This is a genomic window from Pseudoxanthomonas suwonensis J47, assembly GCF_000513955.1.
Taxonomy (GTDB): domain Bacteria; phylum Pseudomonadota; class Gammaproteobacteria; order Xanthomonadales; family Xanthomonadaceae; genus Pseudoxanthomonas; species Pseudoxanthomonas suwonensis_C.
In genome coordinates this window covers 24,388-41,042 of record NZ_AZUZ01000011.1, presented here as the reverse complement: position 1 = coordinate 41,042, position 16,655 = coordinate 24,388, and the positions used below count along the sequence as shown (strand labels likewise).

Below are 16,655 nucleotides of genomic sequence, written 5' to 3'. Positions count from 1 at the left end.
CGGCATGGGAGCCGGCCGCTGCGCGGGCATACCGGCCGGGCGGATGAAGGAAAACGCCCGTCCGCGTGCCGTCGAGGCGATCGCGCCGTGCACGCGTCCGGGCAAGCCGGCCACGCCGGGAGGGGGACTGCGGCGGGCGTGGCCGGTACGACACGTCAGAAGCGGTAGCGGACGCCGAGGTAGTACTGGCGGCCGTTCACCGTGTAGCGGTCGGGCAGCCGCAGCGTCGAGTCGACGTAGCGGCGGTCCGGCGTGTCGGTGAGGTTGATCGCCTCGAAGGTCAGGCTCAGTTTGCTGTTCATCCGGTAGGACATGTTGAAGTCGACGTTGCGCACCGAATCCTTGCCGGTCACGTCGGCGGTGACCAGTTCGTTGCCGTCCAGGTCCCAGACGTTCTCGCGGCTGAGCACCTCGCCGATGTAGCCGTCCCGGTAGCTGGTGGAGATGCGCGCGCTGAACCTGCCGTCGTCGTAGTACAGGGTCGCGTTGTGCGAGTTCGGCGACAGGTTGACCAGGTCGTTCTCGGTCGTGGTCGTGACCACCGTGGTGTTGCTGTTGGCCGCGGTGCTGAACCAGTACTGGATGCTGGACTGCACGTGGGTGTAGTTCAGCTGCACGCCGAAGTTGCGCCAGAACCCGGGCAGGAACGAGAACGGCTGCTGGTAGCTGAGCTCGTAGCCCTTCAGTGGACCGCCCGGGGTGTTGTAGTAGCTCTGCACGTTGAACAGCGTGTCGGGGGTGAAGCCCGCCGGCAGCAGGTCCAGCGAGTAGCCCATGCCCTCCCAGGTGGAGATCAGGCGGGTGCGCTGGATGTAGCTGTCGATGTCCTTGTAGAACACCGCGCCGGACAGCAGCGCGCCTTCGGCGAAGTACCACTCCAGGCTCAGGTCGTAGTTGGTCGACCGGTACGGGTCCAGCTTCGGGTTGCCCATGTTGATCGAGTAGGTGCGGCCGTCGTCGAAGTACTGGGTCGGGCCGCCGCTCACGCCGGGCGACAGGTAGCCCAGCGTCGGCCGGGCCATGGTCTTGGCCGCGCCGAAGCGCAGCACCAGCTCGTCGGTCAGGTCCCAGGCCAGGTTCAGCGAGGGCAGCACGTCCTGGTAGTCGTGGGTGACCTCGCTGCGCACCAGGTAGCGGTCGCCCGGCGCCGCGGTGGCGCTGGCCACGCCGAAGAAGGCCTGGCAGTTGGGCGAGTTCAGGTCGGGCGAGGCCGCCGCGCACGGCGCCCACCCGGAAGCGGTGATCCGGGTGTCGACCACGCGCACGCCGATGTTGCCGCGCAGAGCGCGGTCCAGCAGGTCGGTGTTGAAGTCCAGCTGCAGGTAGGCGGCCATGCTGCGCTCGTTGACCTCGAAGTTGTTGTTCGAGGCGCCGAAGTGGCCGATGCTGGCCAAGCGGTAGTCGCCGCCCTGCGCGCCGGAGTCGCAGTTGCAGTAGATGTCCAGCAGGTCGACGATCTTGCCGAAGTCCGGCACCAGCCAGCTGGACGGCGCGCCGGAGAGGTTCTTGCCGAAGCCGGTGAGCGTGGTGCTCAGGTCGGCGACGGTGAGCCCGGACGGCAGCGCCTGGGCCAGGCGGCCGTAGCTGATGTGCCGGTATTCCTCGGAGGCCATGTCGTAGTCCTTGTAGGCCAGGCCGCCGCGGAGGGTGAAGGTCGGGTTGATGTCGAACTGCAGGTCGACCTTGGCCGTGTCGAAGCTGTTCTCGACATAGCTCGGGTTGAGCCGGACCTCGCTGATGTTGCTGCCGCGCGCGGTGCCGTTGCTGTTCACCGGCACGGCGCCGTAGCCCAGCCAGGACCAGGCCGAGGCGTCGTTGAGGTCGAACGGGAAGGTCATCCGCGGCATGTCGGGGTTGCCGCGCAGGTCCAGCACGAAACCGTCCAGGTTCTGGTTGTCGAAGCTGACCAGCGAGAACACCGGCCGCTCGTAGTCGGAGCTGGAGTGGCCCAGCTGCGCGTCCAGGCGGACCGAATCGTTGACGTGGTGTTCCAGGCTCAGGCTGTACTGCTGGAACTTCGTCGATTCCTGGATGTTGGTGGACTCGGTGCGGAAGTCGACGTTGTCGAACACGCCGTAGACCAGGCGGTTCATGCTGTCGACCTCGGCCTCCCGGACCACGATCTGGGTCTTGCCGCCCAGGTTGGCCGCGCGGTGCAGGTTGGCGCCCAGCGAATCCTCGCGCTGGTCCTTGGACAGCTCCGAGTACATGGCGTCGAAGCTGAGCAGGGTGTCGTCGGAGGCGCGCCACTGCAGCGCGCCGGTCACGCCGATGCGTTCGATCTCGCTGGCGGTGCGGATGTAGCGCGGGTAGCGCGGGTGCCAGGCGTTGGTCGCGGTCTCGTAGGCGGCGATGTTCTCCGGCGTGTTGGCCGGGCGCGGCAGGCCGGTGCCGCAGTTGTTGGCGTCGATGCCGAAGCTGCCCCAGCCGTTGTTGCGGTCCTGGTTGGCCTGCGAGCCGGTGCCTGCAGGCGTCTCGTTCGACAGCGGGTTGCGCGGCGTCTGCGGGGTGTAGCCCACCGGCGAGNAGAAGCCATAGGTGCCGTTGTTGTTGGCGTTGCTCTGGTTGGAGTTGCGGTGGTTGCCGTGTTCCCAGCGCACCGGGTTGTAGCCTTCCTCGAACACATTGCGCTTGCTGTAGGAGGCCGACAGCAAGGCGCCGAAGCGGCCGTCGGCCCAGGTGTTGGACAGCAGCCCGGACACACGCGGGTCGTATTCCTCGGCCATCTCGCCGTAGCCTACCTGGGCGCTGGCCGAGGCGCGGAAGCCGTCGAAGTCGAACGGGCGCGAGCCGCGCAGGTCCACGGTCGAACCGAGCGAGCCCTCGTCCATCTGCGCCGACTGGGTCTTGTTGACCTTGACCTGGCTGAACAGCTCGGAGGCGAAGGTGTTGAAATCGAAGCCGCGGCTGCGGTTGACGCCGGCGCTGCCGGTGCCGGAGGTGGCCAGCGCCTCAAGCCCGTTCAGGCGCACGCGGGTGAAGTCCGAGCCCAGGCCGCGGATGGAGATGCGCTGGCCTTCGCCGCCCTCGCGGTCGATGGACACGCCGGCGATGCGCTGCAGCGACTCGGCCAGGTTCTGGTCGGGGAACTTGCCGATGTCCTCGGCGAAGATCGCGTCGACCTGTTCGGTCGAATAGCGCTTCTCGTCCAGGGACTTCTGCAGGCTCTGCCGGTAGCCGGTGACGGTCACCCGGTCGAGCTCGGTGACGTCCTGGGCGGCGCCACCCTCCTGCGCCGCGGCGGGCAGGGCCAGGGCGGCCGCGATGGAGGTGGCCAGAAAGGTAACCGGTGTCTTTCCGATACGAACGTGCTTCGGCATTCCAGATCCCTCCCAGGGGTTGGTGGTGCGGATAGGTCGGGCAACAGGGGGCGGTCCGGCATCGGCCCAAGGGGGCGCCGGTGTCGATGACACCGATGGTCAAAGCGAACCTAGCAGCGGCCGCGGGGCTTGGCATCTTGCATCGCAACACCCGGCAGGCAGCCGCACAAAGGAAAAGGCCGGGGCGTTGCCGCCCCGGCCCTCCGTTCACGCAACAGCCGGCAGGCCTCAGAACTTGTAGCGCAGGCCCAGCAGGAAGGTGCGGCCGGTCTCGCTGTACTCCAGCGGCAGCGACACGTTCGGGTTGGCCACCCACGACTCCTGTGCCTCGTTGGTCAGGTTGCTGCCTTCCAGGCTCAGCTCGGCCTTCTCGCTCAGCTTGTAGCGGATCGAGGCGTCGAGCACCGTGGAACCGCTCTGGCCGTGCACGCCGTTGGCGGCGCTGTTGAAGCCGGTCTCGGTGCCCGGGACCTGGATCAGGTAGTCGTTGCGGTTGGTCGCCGAGATGCGGCCGGAGAAGCGCTCGCCTTCGTAGAACACGGTGGCGTTCCACGAATTCTTCGACTGGCCGGTCATCGCCGCCTTCTGCGCCGCGGCGCCGCTGGACAGCAGGTACTGGATCTCCGAATCGACGTAGGTGTAGTTCAGCTGCACGCCGAAGTTCTGCCAGAAGCCCGGCAGGAAGGTGAACGGCTGGGTGTAGTTGAACTCCAGGCCACGCAGGCTGCCGCCCGGGGTGTTGATCGGCACGGTGAACACGAACTCGTCGTTGACCGTGGCGGTGGTACCGTCGAGCAGGTTGGCCGGCAGGCCGCTCTGGGCGTAGACGCGCGACTCGCGGGTGTTCTGGATGAAGCTGTCGATGTCCTTGTAGAACGCCGCCAGGCCCAGCATCGCGCCTTCGTCGAAGTACCACTCGAAGCCCAGGTCGTAGGTCTTGGCGCGGGTCGGATCCAGCATCGGGTTGCCGCCGCTGACGGTGCGCGCGCTGCCGCTGACGCTGACGGTGACGCCCGGGGTCAGGCTGCCCAGGCCCGGACGCGACATGACCTTGGCGGCGCCGAAGCGGACCAGGAAGTCGGGGGTCAGCTCGGCGACCAGGTTCAGCGACGGCAGGGTGTCGCTGTACTCGCGCGAGACGGTCACCGGGACCGGCTGGCCGCTGGCGGTGGCGACGCCGGTGGAGCTCTGCTTGGTCTTGACGTAGCGCACGCCGAAGTTGCCCGACAGCGGGATCGCGCCGAGGTCGGTCGAGAACTTGCCCATCAGGTAGCCGCCGCGGTCCTTCTCCTCGACGGTGCGGTCGCTCGGGGCGTAGTTGGACAGGGCGAAGGTGCCGTCGCCGCCGAGCGCGCCGAACAGGTTCACGATCTTGTCGAAGTCCGGCACCACCCACTTGCCCGGGTGGCCGTTGACGCCGGTCAGCTTGCCGAACTCGGTCATGTCGGCCGGGACGATGCGGGTGCCGTCGGAGAAGTTCGGGACGATGGTTTCGGTCGCGGTGCGGCGGCGCTCGATCGAGTCGAAGGTGTAGTCCTTGGCCTGGATGCCGCCCTGCAGGGTGAACGACGGGGTGGCCAACCAGGTGAAGTCGACCTGGCCGGTATCGAACTCGTTGGTCACGTAGTTCTGGCGCAGGCGGATCGTGGACAGGGTCCAGCCGTTCGGGTCGGTCGGGTCGACGCCGTAGTTGAAGACCGGCTTGTTCATGTTGCCACGGTAGTCGTAGCTGTAACCCTGGACGTCCAGCTTGTCCATCATCACCGTGGCCTGGACCGGGTTCTTGTGGTCCGACTTCGAGGTGCCGACCTTGGCGGTCATGAAGAAGCTGTCGCTGAACTCGTGCTTGCCATCCAGGCTGAACTGGGTGAACTCGGTGGTCCACTCGTCGTGGCGGTTCTCGGCGCGGATGTCGACGTTGTCCATCTCGGCGTAGACCAGCGCGCCGTTACGGATCTCGCCGCGGTTGACGATGATCTGCCGCTTGCCGTCGGCCGACGACTTGCTCAGGCCGTTGGCCTCGATGTACTTCTCGTCGCGCTCGGCGTCGATCTTCGAGTACAGCGCGTCGAAGTTGATCTCGGTGCTGTCGGTCGGGCGGAACTGCAGCGAGGCGGTGACGCCCAGGCGCTTCTGGTCGTGCTCCATCAGCGTGTAGCGCGGGAAGCGCGGCGCGAACACGTCGGCCGAACGGGCTTCCTGGAACGGCGAGGCGGCGCTGAAGTTGCCGTTGGCCGGGCCGTTGGCCCAGCGCACGGTGCCGCTGCCCTCGTCGACGGTCTCGCGCTCGGAGTAGGCGACCGAGAGCAGGCCGCCGACCTTGCCGTCGGCCCAGGTCTCGGCGATCAGCGCGGCGATGCGCGGGGTGGCGGCGCGGGCGGCATCGTTCCAGCTGCCCTGGATGTTGGTCACCGCGGTGAAGCCGTCGTAGTCGAACGGACGCGCGGTGCGCAGGTCGACGGTGGCGCCCAGCGAGCCTTCGTCCACGTCGGCCGAGGCGGTCTTGCGCACGACCAGCTGCGAGAACAGGTCCGAGGCGAACACGTTGAAGTCGAAGCCGCGGCTGCGGTTGGTGCCGCCGGCGCCGTCGGTGCTGCCGACCGTGCTCAGCGCTTCCAGGCCGTTGAGGCGCACGCGGGTGAAGTCCGGGCCCAGGCCGCGGACGGTGATCTGGCGGCCTTCGCCGCCGTCGCGGGTGATGACCACGCCCGGGATGCGCTGCAGCGACTCGGCCAGGTTGAGGTCGGGGAACTTGCCGATGTCCTGGGCGACGACCGCGTCGACCATGCCGATCTCGCCGCGCTTGATGTCCTGCGCGCGCTCGAGGCTGGCCCGGTAGCCGGTGACGACGATGGTATCCAGGTCGGTGGCCGTGCCCTGCGCCTCGGTGGCGTCCTGCGCGATCGCCGACGGCATGTACAGGGCGAGGCCGATCGACGCGGCCAGCAAGGTAACCGGTGTCTTACGGCGGGTGTTCCGGGTATTCATGTCCCCTCCCAGAGGAAAATACTCGCAAGTTTGAATTGGAAATGCGCAGCCAGCGGATGACACCGCTGGTCAAACAAGACGCTAACATCGCCGGCAGGGTCGTTCATCTTGCAGCGCAGCACGGCCCGCCCGCGCACTTGCCATCCCGGCCGAGCCGGCCACGCTAGAATGACACCGCTGGCCAACCGCGTGGGCATCCCATGGCATGCCACCATGCCCGCGTCGCAGGCCGTCATACCAGGGAGGAAAGATGGCGCGTGTCGTGTGTTTCGGTGAGCTCCTGCTGCGGCTGAGCGCGCCGGGCCGGGAAAGGCTGCTGCAGAGCCCGGCGCTGGAGGTCCGCATCGGCGGCGCCGAGGCCAACGTCGGCGTGTCGCTGGCCCAGTTCGGCCACCAGGTTGCCGCGGCCGGCACCGTGGCCGACAACGCCCTGGGCGAAGCCGCCGCCGGCGAACTGCGCCGCCACGGCGTGGACACCTCCGGCCTGCGCCGCGTGCCCGGCCGCATGGGCCTGTACTTCCTCGCCCCCGGCGCCGCGCAGCGTCCGGCCGAAGTCCTCTACGACCGCGCCGGCTCGGCCTTCGCCCTGGCCCCGGCCGACGCCTACGACTGGCCGGCCCTGCTGGGCGGCGCCGACTGGCTGCACCTGTCCGGGGTGACCCCCGCGCTGGGCGCCAACACCGCCGCCGCGGCCCTGGCCGCCGCGCGCGCCGCGCGCGCCGCCGGGGTCAGGGTGTCCTTCGACGGCAACTTCCGGCCGAAACTGTGGGAAGTGTGGAAGGGCGATGCCAGGGCGATCCTGTCGGAGCTGATGGCCGAGGCCGACCTGCTGTTCGCCGACTACCGCGACATGGGCGTGGTCCTGGGCGGGCAGTACCCGCAGCCCGAACCGCTGGCGCGGGTGGAGGCCGCCGCGGCCGACGCCTTCGCCGCGTTCCCGAACCTGCAGTGGATGGCCTGCACCATCCGCACCCCGCGCAACGTCGACCACCACGCCCTGTCCGGCGTGCTGGTGGGGCGCACGGCCGGCACCGCGCTGGCGCCGCAGGAGGAAGTGGGCCCGATCGTCGACCGCATCGGCGGCGGCGACGCCTTCGCCGCCGGCGTGCTGCATGGCCTGTGCCGCGGCTGGGCGCCGGAGCGCACGATCCGCTTCGGCCTGGCCGCCGGCTGCCTGAAGCATTCGATCCCGGGCGACTTCAACCTGGTGTCGGAGGCGGACGTCGAGGCGCTGATGGGCGAGGGCCGCTTCGACGTGAAGCGCTGAGCCTCGAAGGTGTCGGCGCTGGTCTACGTGGCCGCGCGCGCGCCGGATGCCGGCGAGGACTTCGTCGCCCTGGCTGGCAGGTTCCCGGCCGGTCCGGCGCGGGCCGGCATCCAGACCCGCGACGGCTACACGCGCCTGTCCGAGGATGCGTTCCTGCGCCATTTCGCCAACGGCGTGGCCCCGGCCCAGGCGCGCGAGCTGTACGCGGTGCAGGGCGAGACCGCGACCTCGCTGTTCGGCGCCCGCACCACCGTCGCGGCCTGGCGCGAACGCCCGTCGTTCTACGTCGTCGCCCGCGACGACCAGACCATCGATCCGGGCCTGGAGCGCTTCCTGGCCAAGCGCATGGACGCCACCACCATCGAGGTGGACGCCGGCCACCTGGCGATGGTCTCGCACCCGCGCGAGGTCGCCGACCTGATCCTGCGTGCCGCCGGTCGCTGAGCAAACGCGACCTTGCGACGCATCGCCGGCGCGGCGCCGATGGCGCCGGCCGGCGATCGCGGGTCAGATGATGCGCAGGGTGATCGCCTTGAGCACGGCGCGGGTACGGTCGCGGGTGCCGAGCTTGTCGAGGATGTTGGACACGTAGTTCTTCACCGTGCCCTCGGCCAGGAACAGGCTCCGCGCGATCTCCTTGTTCGAGTAGCCGCCGGCGAGCAGGCGCAGGATCGCCACCTCGCGTTCGTTGAAGCCGTCGTGCGGCGGGGTCTCGTCATGGAAGCGGTAGCGCGCCCGCACCGGGTCGGTGCTGACCGGCGCCAGCAGGGTGTCGCCGCCGGCGACGCGGACGATGGCCTCGTGCAGTTCCGCCGGGGCGGCGTCCTTGAGCAGGAAGCCCTGGGCGCCGGCCTCGCGCGCATCCAGCAGCAGGTCGCTGTCGTCGAAGGTGGTCAGCAGCAGCACCGGGGTGGCGTCGCCTGTTTCGCGCAGCCGGCGCAGGGCGGCGATGCCGTCCAGGCCGGGCATGCGTATATCGCTGAGCACCATGTCAACCGCCTGCAGCTGCAGCGCGTCGAGCAGGCCCTGCCCGTCCTCGGCCTCGAACGCGACTTCCACGCCCAGCCCCTCCAGCAGCGCGCGCAGGCCGGCGCGCACCAGCGCCTGGTCGTCGGCCAGGGCCACGCGCAGGCGGCTCATGCCGGGAGCCTCGCCAGCAGGCGCAGGCCGCCGCGGTCGGTGCGATCCAGTTCCAGGCTGCCGGACAGCGCGGCCAGGCGCTCGCGCATGCCGGCGATGCCGTTGCCTTCGCGCAGGCGCTCGCCGCAGCAGCCGTCGTCGTGGATGTCGATACGCAGGCGGCCGTCCTCCTCGTCGATGTGCAGCCACACGTGCTCGGCGTTGGCGTGGCGCGCGGCGTTGGTCAGCGCTTCCTGGGCCAGGCGCAGCACCGCCTCGGCCACGGCCGGGTCGGCGATGCGCACGCCCGGGGCGATGGCGACGTCCAGCAGCGGGCGCGGGAACGGCGCGGCGAGCGCGCGCAGCGCAGTGGCCAGGTCCAGGCCGCGGTCGTCGCGCAGCGACTGCACGACCTGGCGCAGGTCCCCCAGCAGCTCGCCCGAAAGGCGTTCGGCCAGGGCGATGCCGGGGTGCCCGGCCAGCGCCGGGTCGCTGGCCAGCGCGCGCAGGTTCAGCCGCATCGCGGTGAGCTTGTGCCCGGCCACGTCGTGCAGTTCGCGCGCCAGACGCAGGCGTTCGGCGTCGCGCGCGCTGTCGGCGAGCAGGGCGCGGGTGGCGAGCAGGTCGGCGTTGACCCGGGCCAGCGCATCGCGCGATTCCTCCGCTGCACGCGCGTAGTGCACGCAGATCGCCGCCAGCGCCTGGAAGCCCATGTTGATCAGCACCATCGGCAGCGGGTCGCCTTCGCTGCCGCCGCGCAGGGCCAGGTAGAAGGCCGCGTTGGCCAGCAGCGCCGCGCCGATGGCCAGCGCCCGCGGCCAGGTGGTGAAGGCGCAGGCCACCCACACCACCATCAGCACCTGCGCCGCGCCGACCCTGGCGCTGGCCGTGCTGAGCACCACGATCACCACCGGCATCAGCAGCAGTACCGCGTGGTGGACCCGGCGCATGCGCTCGGGCACCACGCTCAGCAGCACGAACAGCACGAGGAAGACGCCGAGCGCGGATCCCGCCAGCAGGCGCTGGCCGGGCGCGGTGAAGCGCATCGCGTAACCGACGGTGAGGATGGTCAGCAGCCCGGCCAGGGGCAGGGGCCGCAGCAGGTTGGCGAAAGCCTGGCGCATGCGCGAATGCTCCCGCCCCGCGATGCGCCTGGCAATGGCGGAGACACAGGTTGTGACTTCCGGCACTGCGCCGGTGGCGCTGCGACGCTCAGCTGTCCGGCAGGGACTGGCGCAGCGTGTCGATGCCGTCCCACGGGTCGCGCCGCAGGCGCGATGCGCGCTGCAGCGCCCGGGCCATGCTCGGCCAGGCCGGCGAATCGACCTTCGCCAGCTCCTCCCAGCGCAGCGGCAGGGCCACGGTGGCGTGTTCGCGCGCGCGCAGCGACCAGCCTGTCACGCTGGTCGCGCCGCGGGTGTTGCGCAGCCAGTCGAGGAAGATGCGGCCGCTGCGCAGGTCCTTGCGCATGTTGGCGACGAACCGCTCCGGCTTGTCCCCGGCCAGCGCCTTCGCGAACGCCTCGCAGAACGCGCTGGCCCGGTCCCACGGTGCCGCCGGCGCCAGCGGCACGACCACGTGCAGGCCCTTGCCGCCGCTCGGGCGCAGGAAGCTCTCCAGCCCGGCCGCGCGCAGGCGCCGGCGCACCAGGCGCGCGGCGTCGCGCACCTCGGCCCAGGGCACGCCCTCGCCCGGATCCAGGTCGAAAACCAGCCGGTCGGCGCGCTCGGGGTTGTCGATGGTCGCGCCCCAGGGATGCAGCTCCAGCGCGTTCATCTGCACCAGCTGCAGCAGCCCGGCCTCGTCCTCGATGTACAGGTAGTCCTCGACGCCGCTCTTCTGCCGCAGCGGGATCGCATGCACGGCCTTGCCGAAGCCCGGACCATGGTGCTTCTGGAAGAAGCATTCGCCGCCGGCGCCATCCGGGCAGCGCACCAGCGACAGCGGGCGCCGCGCCGCCTCCGGCAGCAGCCAGCGTGCGACCGCGGCGTAGTACGCGGCGACTTCGCCCTTGGTGATCCCGTCGGCGGCGAATACCACCCGCTCCGGATGGGTGATCGATACCCCGGCGGCGACCGTCGACCCGTCCTTGTCCGCGGCTCCGCCGGGTCGGCGTGGACGTGCGGCACGCGTATCCGCTGGCGCACGCTTCGGGCCACGCTTCGCGGGTGCTTTCGCCGGTTTGCGGGCTGGCATGGCGGGTTCAGGCTCGGCAACGGTCCGTATCGGCAGGCCAGGTCACCCGGCCTTGCGCTTGGCCGGGGCCTTGCGCGCCTTCTTGGCCGGTGCGCGCCGGGTGGTCTTCGCCGCGGTCTTGCCGGTGGACTTGCCGGCAGTCGATTTCGCCGCCTTGCCGGCCTTCTTCGCCGGGGTACGCTTCTTCGCGTCCAGGCTCTGCTGCAGGAGGGCCATGAAGTCGACCACGTTGGTGGTGGCCTCCTCCGGTGCCTCGGCCTCTTCCTCGATCTTCGCCGTGCCGCCCTTGCTCTTGACCCGCTTGCGGATGATCGCGTGCAGGCGCTCGCGGAACTCGTCGCGGTAGTCGTCGGCCTTCCACTTGCCGCTCATCGAATCGATCAGCTGCTCGGCCATCTGCAGTTCGCGCGCGGTGACGCGGTAGTCGGACGGCTTGCCTTCCGGCAGCGCGTAATCGGCCGGGTCGACCAGTTCCTGCGGGTAGCGCAGCAGCATCAGGATCAGCGCGTCCCCCTGCGGCAGCACCGCCGACAGGTACTGGCGGGTGCGGATCACCACCCGGGCGATGCCGACGCGGTTGCTGGCGCGCAGGGTCTCGCGCAGCAGCACGTAGCCCTTTTCTGCCTTCTTCGCCGGCACCAGCACGTAGGGCTTCTCGTAATAGCGCGGGTCGATCTCGGCAACGTCGACGAAGGTCTCCACCTCCACCGTCTCGTGGCTCTCCGGCGCGGCGGCCTTGATGTCCGATTCCTCGAGCACGACGTAGCTGCCCTTGTCGTACTCGTAGGCCTTGACCACGTCCTTCCACGGCACTTCCTCGCCGGTGTCGGCGTTGACCCGCTCGTAGCGCACCGGCTTGCGGTCGCGCGAGTCGAGCATGCGGAAGTGCAGGTCGGTGCGGCGCTCGCCGGACATCAGCGACACCGGCACGTTGAGCAGGCCGAAGGACAGGGTGCCGGTCCAGATCGGGCGGGCCATGGCGGGACTCCGGGTGACGGAAGCGCCAGCGTTCCACGCCTGCCGTCGCCTGTCCGTGACGGCGTTTACCGGGCATTTCGCCGCCGATCACGCCGCCTTCCCGGGAGCGGAGCCAGCATGACCGCCCGTCCCCCCGAGAGACCGCCAGCATGGCTCCGCGAGACCGCAAGGATCCCCCGCTGCCGGGCGAGCAGCACGACCATCCCGAGACCCCGCGCGAGCGCGAGGAGCGCAAGAAGCGCGAGGACGAGAACCAGGACGAGGCGCTGGAGGAAACCTTCCCGGCCAGCGATCCGGTCTCGCCGTTCGTCCCGGCGAAGGTGCCCGAATAACGCCCTGCACGCATTCAGCACCCCGGAAAAGCGGAAGGCCCGGCGAACCGGGCCTTCCCTGCGTGCATCCGGCGGAATGCCTCAGCCGCGGCTGACGGTCGCCACCGCCTTGGCCACGTACTCCAGGTTGCCCTGGTTGAGCGCGGCCACGCAGATGCGGCCGGTGCCCACGGCATAGATGCCGAACTCGTCGCGCAGGCGGTCGACCTGGGCGCGGCCCAGGCCCGAGTACGAGAACATGCCGGCCTGCTGGTTGATGAAGCCGAACTCCGGCGCGCCGGCCGCGGCCAGCTTCTCGACCAGGCCCGCGCGCAGCGCGTGGATGCGGGTGCGCATCTCGCCCAGCTCCTGTTCCCACAGCGCGCGCAGTTCGGCGCTGCCGAGCACGCCGGCGACCAGCGCCGCGCCATGCGTGGACGGGCTGGAGTAGATCGTGCGGATGATGCGCTTGACCTGCGACTGCACCGCCCTGGCCTGTTCGGCGCTGGCGGCCACCACCGACAGCGCGCCCACGCGCTCGCCGTACAGGGAGAACGACTTGGAGTACGAGCTGGCGACGATGAAGCTGTCGATGCCGGCCTCGACCATGACCGCGATCGCCGCGGCGTCCTCGGCCAGGCCCTTGTCGAAGCCCTGGTAGGCCATGTCGATGAACGGGAACAGCTGCCGTTCCTTCACCACCGCGGCGACCTGCTTCCACTGCTCGACGGTGAGGTCGGCGCCGGTCGGGTTGTGGCAGCAGGCATGCAGCAGCACGGTGGTGCCCGGCTGCAGCTTCTGCAGGTCGGCGAGCATGCCGGCGAAGTCGACGCCGTGGGTGGCCGCATCGAAGTAGGTGTAGTCCACCACCTCGAAGCCGGCGGCGGAGAACACCGCGCGGTGGTTTTCCCAGCTCGGGTTGCTCAGCGCCAGGGTGGCGTGCGGCAGCACCTTGCGCAGCAGTTCGGCGCCGACGCGCAGCGCGCCGGAACCGCCGACGGTCTGGGTGGTGGCGACGCGGCCGGCCGCCAGCAGCGGCGAATCCTTGCCGAACAGCAGTTCGCGGGTGGCCTGGGTGTAGGCCGGCAGGCCGTCGATCGGCAGGTAGCCGCGCGGGCGCGCGGAGGCCGAGAGCGACTGCTCGACCTGCTGCACGGCTTTCAGCAGCGGGATCCGACCCTGTTCGTCGTAGTAGATGCCCACGCCGAGGTTGACCTTGGTGGAGCGGGAATCGGCGTTGTACGCCTCGGTCAGGCCGAGGATCGGGTCGCCGGGGACCAGTTCGACGTTCGTGAAGAAGGACACGGCTGCACTCTGGATGCTGGGGGAAGGATGTTCGGCCTGCGGGCCACGCGGATGGCGCGCCGGCAAACCGCCCAATCGTAACAGGCCGCCCGGACGGCCTCGACCGTTTCGGCTGAGACGGAGGGCTGCGACCTCAGTAGCGGAACACCAGGCCCAGGCGCACGCCGCTGTTGTGCATGCGCAGGTGGCCGGTGAAGTCGCGGCGCCGGGTGCTGGCGTCGATCTGGAACCGGCTGTAGTCCAGCAGCACGCCGAAGCGTGGGCGCGGATGCCATTCCAGGCCCACGCGGCCGTACCCGATGTCGGCGTCGATGCCGTTGACCTCGGTCGACAGCCAGCCGGCGTCGGCGGAGACGCGCCAGTCGCGGGCCGGGGTCCAGCGCCAGCCGGCGCCGATCGTGGGCGCCGGCAGGTCGCCCTTGTAGTGTTCCTCCAGCTCGCCGGTGGCCGGCGTGCCGTCCATCTGCAGCGTCGCCTTCAGGCCGAAGTCCACCTGGTACCAGGTCAGGCCCACGCGCGGGCCCAGCGCCCAGGTGTCCTCGCTGAAGGCCCACCACACGTAGTACGCCTCGATGCTGTCCAGGTCGTAGCGCGCGTGCACCGTGCTCGCCGCCTCGTAGACCTTGTCCTCGAACACGATGTCGCGCTGCAGGCGCCGGTCCGCTTCGACGCTGTCGGCGAAATAGCCGACGCCGAACTCGTGGCGGTCGAACGGCCGCCAGGTCAGGCCGGCGAAGGCGATCCGGGCCTCCGGGTCCAGGCCGAAGTCGCGGCGCAGGTCGACCCGGGTGCCGCGGCCGGTTTCGCCGTCGGCGCGCAGCTGGGTGTCGAAGCGGGTGAGGTAGGTGCCGATGCTGAAGCTGAAGCGGTCCAGCGGCTCCACGGCCGCGGCGGTGCCGGGCGCGAGCAGCGCCGCCAGCAGCGCGGTCACCCAGCGACGCGAGGTGCGCATACGTCCCCCGTTCCGGGAAGGCTGCCGGGCCCGCCACGGGCGGACCGGGACGGCCGGTGGGACGACTATACGCCCGCCGCGCGCCGCTTCACGGGCGCCATTCCAGGCCGACGAGCAGGCTGCGCCCGGGCCCGGGTTCGTAGTAGCGGCCGTTGGCCTCGTTGACGATCACCGAGCCCACATGGGCGCGGTCGAGCAGGTTGTCGAGCCGGGCGAAGGCGCGCAGGCGGCCGTCGCGCAGCGAGAGCGCGCGCGCGGCTTCCAGCCCGAGCAGGCCGTAACCGGGCGCCACCGCGGTGCCGCGGTCGTCGGCGACCAGCGCCGAGACCGCGCTGGCCTCCGCCGCCAGCTCCCAGGCCGTGCCGGCGTACTGCAGGCGCAACCAGCCATGGCGGCGCGGCAGGCCGGGGATGCGTGCGCCGGCGGGCACCGCGTCGGCCGGCGTGGCGCAACTGCCGCTGCAGAAGCCCTCGCGGAAGCGCGCGTCCAGCCAAGTCGCGGCCAGGTCCAGCGACCAGGCCTGCGCCAGCGGCAGCCGCGCCGAGAGTTCCGCACCCTGCCGCCGCGCCTGGCCGACGTTGCGGTAACTGCTGCGCCCGCCGCTGTTGCGCCCCACCGCCAGCTCGTCGTCGGTGTCGGCGCGGAACAGCGCCGCCTGCAGCAGGCGCCCGCCGTCGCCGCGCCACTTCAGGCCCAGCTCCAGGTTGTCGCTCACCGCCGGGCGCAGGTCGAAGGCCAGGCCGCCCTGGCCGTCGGTGCGGTAGGCCAGTTCGTTGAAGGTCGGCGTCTCGAAGCCGCGGCCGGCGGAGAGGTAGACGCGCAGGTCCCCGGCCGGGGCGAACACCACGCCGGCCACCGGGGTGAATTCCGAGTATCCGGCGCGGCCGCTGTCGTCCGGGTTGGCGGCGGTGACGTAGCGGTCCTGCGAGCGGAAGCGCACCTCGCTGTAACGCGCGCCGGCCTGCAGCGACCAGCGCGGCGCCAGCCGCCACCAGGCCTGGGCGTACTGGTCGAAACCGTGCACGCGGTCGTCCTGGTCGCGGCGCAGGCGGCCGCGCACGCCGAGGCGGTCGCCGACGAAGTTCTCGTAGCCGCGCCGCTGCTGCGTCTGCAGTTCCGCACTGGTGCCGACCGTCAGTTCGAAGTCGCCCTCGCCGGGCGTCCAGGCCAGGCGCAGGTCGGCGCCGCCATAGCTGCCGTCCAGGTCGACCACGCCGCCGGCGCTGAGCGGGCTGGCCTGCGCGGCTACCGGCACGGCCAGGTACTGCTCGACCTGGCGCTGGCCGCCATGGGCGCTCAGCCGCAGCCGCGTGGATCCGCCCAGCGGCTGGCTCCAGGCCAGGCCGAGCTGGCCCTGCCGCACCGACTTGCGGGTGTCGTACTGCAGCGCCTGCGGCGGCGCCTGGCGCGGGTCCTCGCGCAGCTGCGCAAGGTTGAGGCCCAGCGGATCCTGCGCGTCGGGCGCGTCGAGGAAGTTGCCGACCAGCTCGAGGCGGCCGTCGCCGTCCAGCTCGCGGTGCAGCTTGAGGTTGAGCGAATCGCGGCGCGCGGCGCCGTGCTCGCGGAAGCCGTCGGTCTCGAAGCGCGAAGCGGCCAGGTGGTAGCCGGTGCCGCCGGCCTCGCCGAGCAGGCGCGCGCTGGCCGAACGGTTGCCGCAGCGGGCGCCGGTGGCGCGCAGCACCGCCTGCGTGTCATCCGTGCCGTCGGCGCTCCACAGCTGCACCACGCCGCCGGAGGAATTGCCGTACAGCGCGGAGAACGGCCCGCGCATCACTTCCACGCGCTCGGCCGCGGCCAGGGCGAAATGCGAGAGCTGGCCCTGGCCGTCGGGCATCGTTGCCGGGATGCCGTCGGCGTACAGGCGCACGCCGCGCACGCCGAAGGTGGCGCGCGCGCCGAAGCCGCGGATCGACAGCTGGGTGTCCTGGGCCAGGTTCTGGCGTTCGCGCGCCAGCACGCCCGGCACGCTGCCCAGCGCTTCGGACAGCGTGGCCTGCGCGCGGGTGGACGTGCCGTCCAGCGCGATGACGTCGATCGAGGCGGGCAGGTCGAAGGCCGGTGCCGATTCGACCCGGGCGGTGACCGAGACGCCCGGCAGGTCGGTGGCCGGTTGTGCATGTGCGGCCGCGACGGCGCTGCAGGCGGCGGCCAGCAGCGCACCGCGGTGCCGGTGGGGGCGGCGGGGCCGGTGCATGCGGCCCAGTGTATCGGGGCCCCGG

11 protein-coding genes and 1 pseudogene are annotated in these 16,655 nt (G+C 70.8%); 3 read left to right on the top strand and 9 right to left on the bottom strand.

The features are described 5' to 3' along the window. Positions 1-155: 155 nt before the first annotated feature. On the bottom strand, positions 156-3,320 hold the full coding sequence (locus tag M503_RS0104065; RefSeq protein ID WP_051414228.1) for a TonB-dependent receptor: 3,165 nt from the start codon (positions 3,318-3,320) through the stop codon (positions 156-158). Positions 3,321-3,548: 228 nt separating this feature from the next. After that, positions 3,549-6,308 carry a TonB-dependent receptor gene (locus M503_RS0104060; RefSeq protein ID WP_028919357.1) on the bottom strand — a complete coding sequence of 920 codons (2,760 nt, stop codon included), beginning with the start codon at positions 6,306-6,308 and terminating at the stop codon, positions 3,549-3,551. 250 nt (positions 6,309-6,558) lie between these two features. Here M503_RS0104060 and M503_RS0104055 point away from each other — a divergent pair, with 250 nt between their 5' ends. Continuing rightward, positions 6,559-7,575, top strand: coding sequence for a sugar kinase (locus tag M503_RS0104055; RefSeq protein ID WP_028919358.1), 1,017 nt, complete (start codon positions 6,559-6,561; stop codon positions 7,573-7,575). Between the two features lie 9 nt (positions 7,576-7,584). Next, entirely contained in the window at positions 7,585-8,019 is a 435-nt protein-coding gene (locus M503_RS15645) for an alpha/beta fold hydrolase (protein ID WP_037060438.1), read from the top strand. A 63-nt stretch (positions 8,020-8,082) separates the two neighbouring features. On the opposite strand, the gene M503_RS0104045 is transcribed toward M503_RS15645, so the two are convergent. The 4 genes and pseudogenes from M503_RS0104045 to M503_RS0104030 form a co-directional block, all read right to left on the bottom strand. Further along, complete coding sequence (locus tag M503_RS0104045) at positions 8,083-8,715, bottom strand: response regulator transcription factor (RefSeq protein ID WP_028919359.1); 633 nt, start codon at positions 8,713-8,715, stop codon at positions 8,083-8,085. Beyond that, positions 8,712-9,818: a sensor histidine kinase gene (locus M503_RS0104040; protein ID WP_028919360.1), complete on the bottom strand. Its 1,107-nt coding sequence runs from the start codon at positions 9,816-9,818 to the stop codon at positions 8,712-8,714. Before M503_RS0104040 ends, M503_RS0104045 begins: the two co-directional genes overlap by 4 nt. A gap of 88 nt (positions 9,819-9,906) precedes the next feature. Continuing rightward, positions 9,907-10,758, bottom strand: a pseudogene (gene ligD / locus M503_RS15640) (non-homologous end-joining DNA ligase); the annotation flags it as partial. Between the two features lie 174 nt (positions 10,759-10,932). Then, the gene (locus tag M503_RS0104030; RefSeq protein ID WP_024868432.1) at positions 10,933-11,868 is read right to left on the bottom strand and encodes a Ku protein; all 936 of its coding nucleotides are present in this window, start codon (positions 11,866-11,868) and stop codon (positions 10,933-10,935) included. 149 nt (positions 11,869-12,017) lie between these two features. Here M503_RS0104030 and M503_RS0104025 point away from each other — a divergent pair, with 149 nt between their 5' ends. Further along, complete coding sequence (locus M503_RS0104025; RefSeq protein WP_028919361.1) at positions 12,018-12,200, top strand: hypothetical protein; 183 nt, start codon at positions 12,018-12,020, stop codon at positions 12,198-12,200. Positions 12,201-12,281: 81 nt separating this feature from the next. On the opposite strand, the gene M503_RS0104020 is transcribed toward M503_RS0104025, so the two are convergent. The 3 genes from M503_RS0104020 to M503_RS0104010 all read right to left on the bottom strand — a co-directional run bounded on the left by M503_RS0104020 (position 12,282) and on the right by M503_RS0104010 (position 16,630). Beyond that, a complete protein-coding gene (locus tag M503_RS0104020; RefSeq protein WP_028928112.1) occupies positions 12,282-13,484 on the bottom strand; it encodes an aromatic amino acid transaminase in 1,203 nt (400 codons plus the stop codon). A gap of 133 nt (positions 13,485-13,617) precedes the next feature. After that, positions 13,618-14,436, bottom strand: a complete 819-nt coding sequence (locus M503_RS0104015; protein ID WP_028928111.1) for a TonB-dependent receptor — start codon at positions 14,434-14,436, stop codon at positions 13,618-13,620. A gap of 88 nt (positions 14,437-14,524) precedes the next feature. After that, positions 14,525-16,630 (bottom strand): TonB-dependent receptor family protein, encoded by a 2,106-nt coding sequence (locus tag M503_RS0104010; protein ID WP_051414226.1) that lies wholly within the window; start codon positions 16,628-16,630, stop codon positions 14,525-14,527. Positions 16,631-16,655: the final 25 nt, after the last annotated feature.

Coding starts and splice junctions, on each gene's coding strand:
- M503_RS0104040 (WP_028919360.1), bottom strand. CDS start 9,818: ATGCGCCAGGCTTTCGCCAACCTGCTGCGGCCCCTGCCCCTGGCCGGG.
- M503_RS0104045 (WP_028919359.1), bottom strand. CDS start 8,715: ATGAGCCGCCTGCGCGTGGCCCTGGCCGACGACCAGGCGCTGGTGCGC.
- M503_RS0104025 (WP_028919361.1), top strand. CDS start 12,018: ATGGCTCCGCGAGACCGCAAGGATCCCCCGCTGCCGGGCGAGCAGCAC.
- M503_RS0104015 (WP_028928111.1), bottom strand. CDS start 14,436: ATGCGCACCTCGCGTCGCTGGGTGACCGCGCTGCTGGCGGCGCTGCTC.
- M503_RS0104010 (WP_051414226.1), bottom strand. CDS start 16,630: ATGCACCGGCCCCGCCGCCCCCACCGGCACCGCGGTGCGCTGCTGGCC.
- M503_RS0104030 (WP_024868432.1), bottom strand. CDS start 11,868: ATGGCCCGCCCGATCTGGACCGGCACCCTGTCCTTCGGCCTGCTCAAC.
- M503_RS0104060 (WP_028919357.1), bottom strand. CDS start 6,308: ATGAATACCCGGAACACCCGCCGTAAGACACCGGTTACCTTGCTGGCC.
- M503_RS0104055 (WP_028919358.1), top strand. CDS start 6,559: ATGGCGCGTGTCGTGTGTTTCGGTGAGCTCCTGCTGCGGCTGAGCGCG.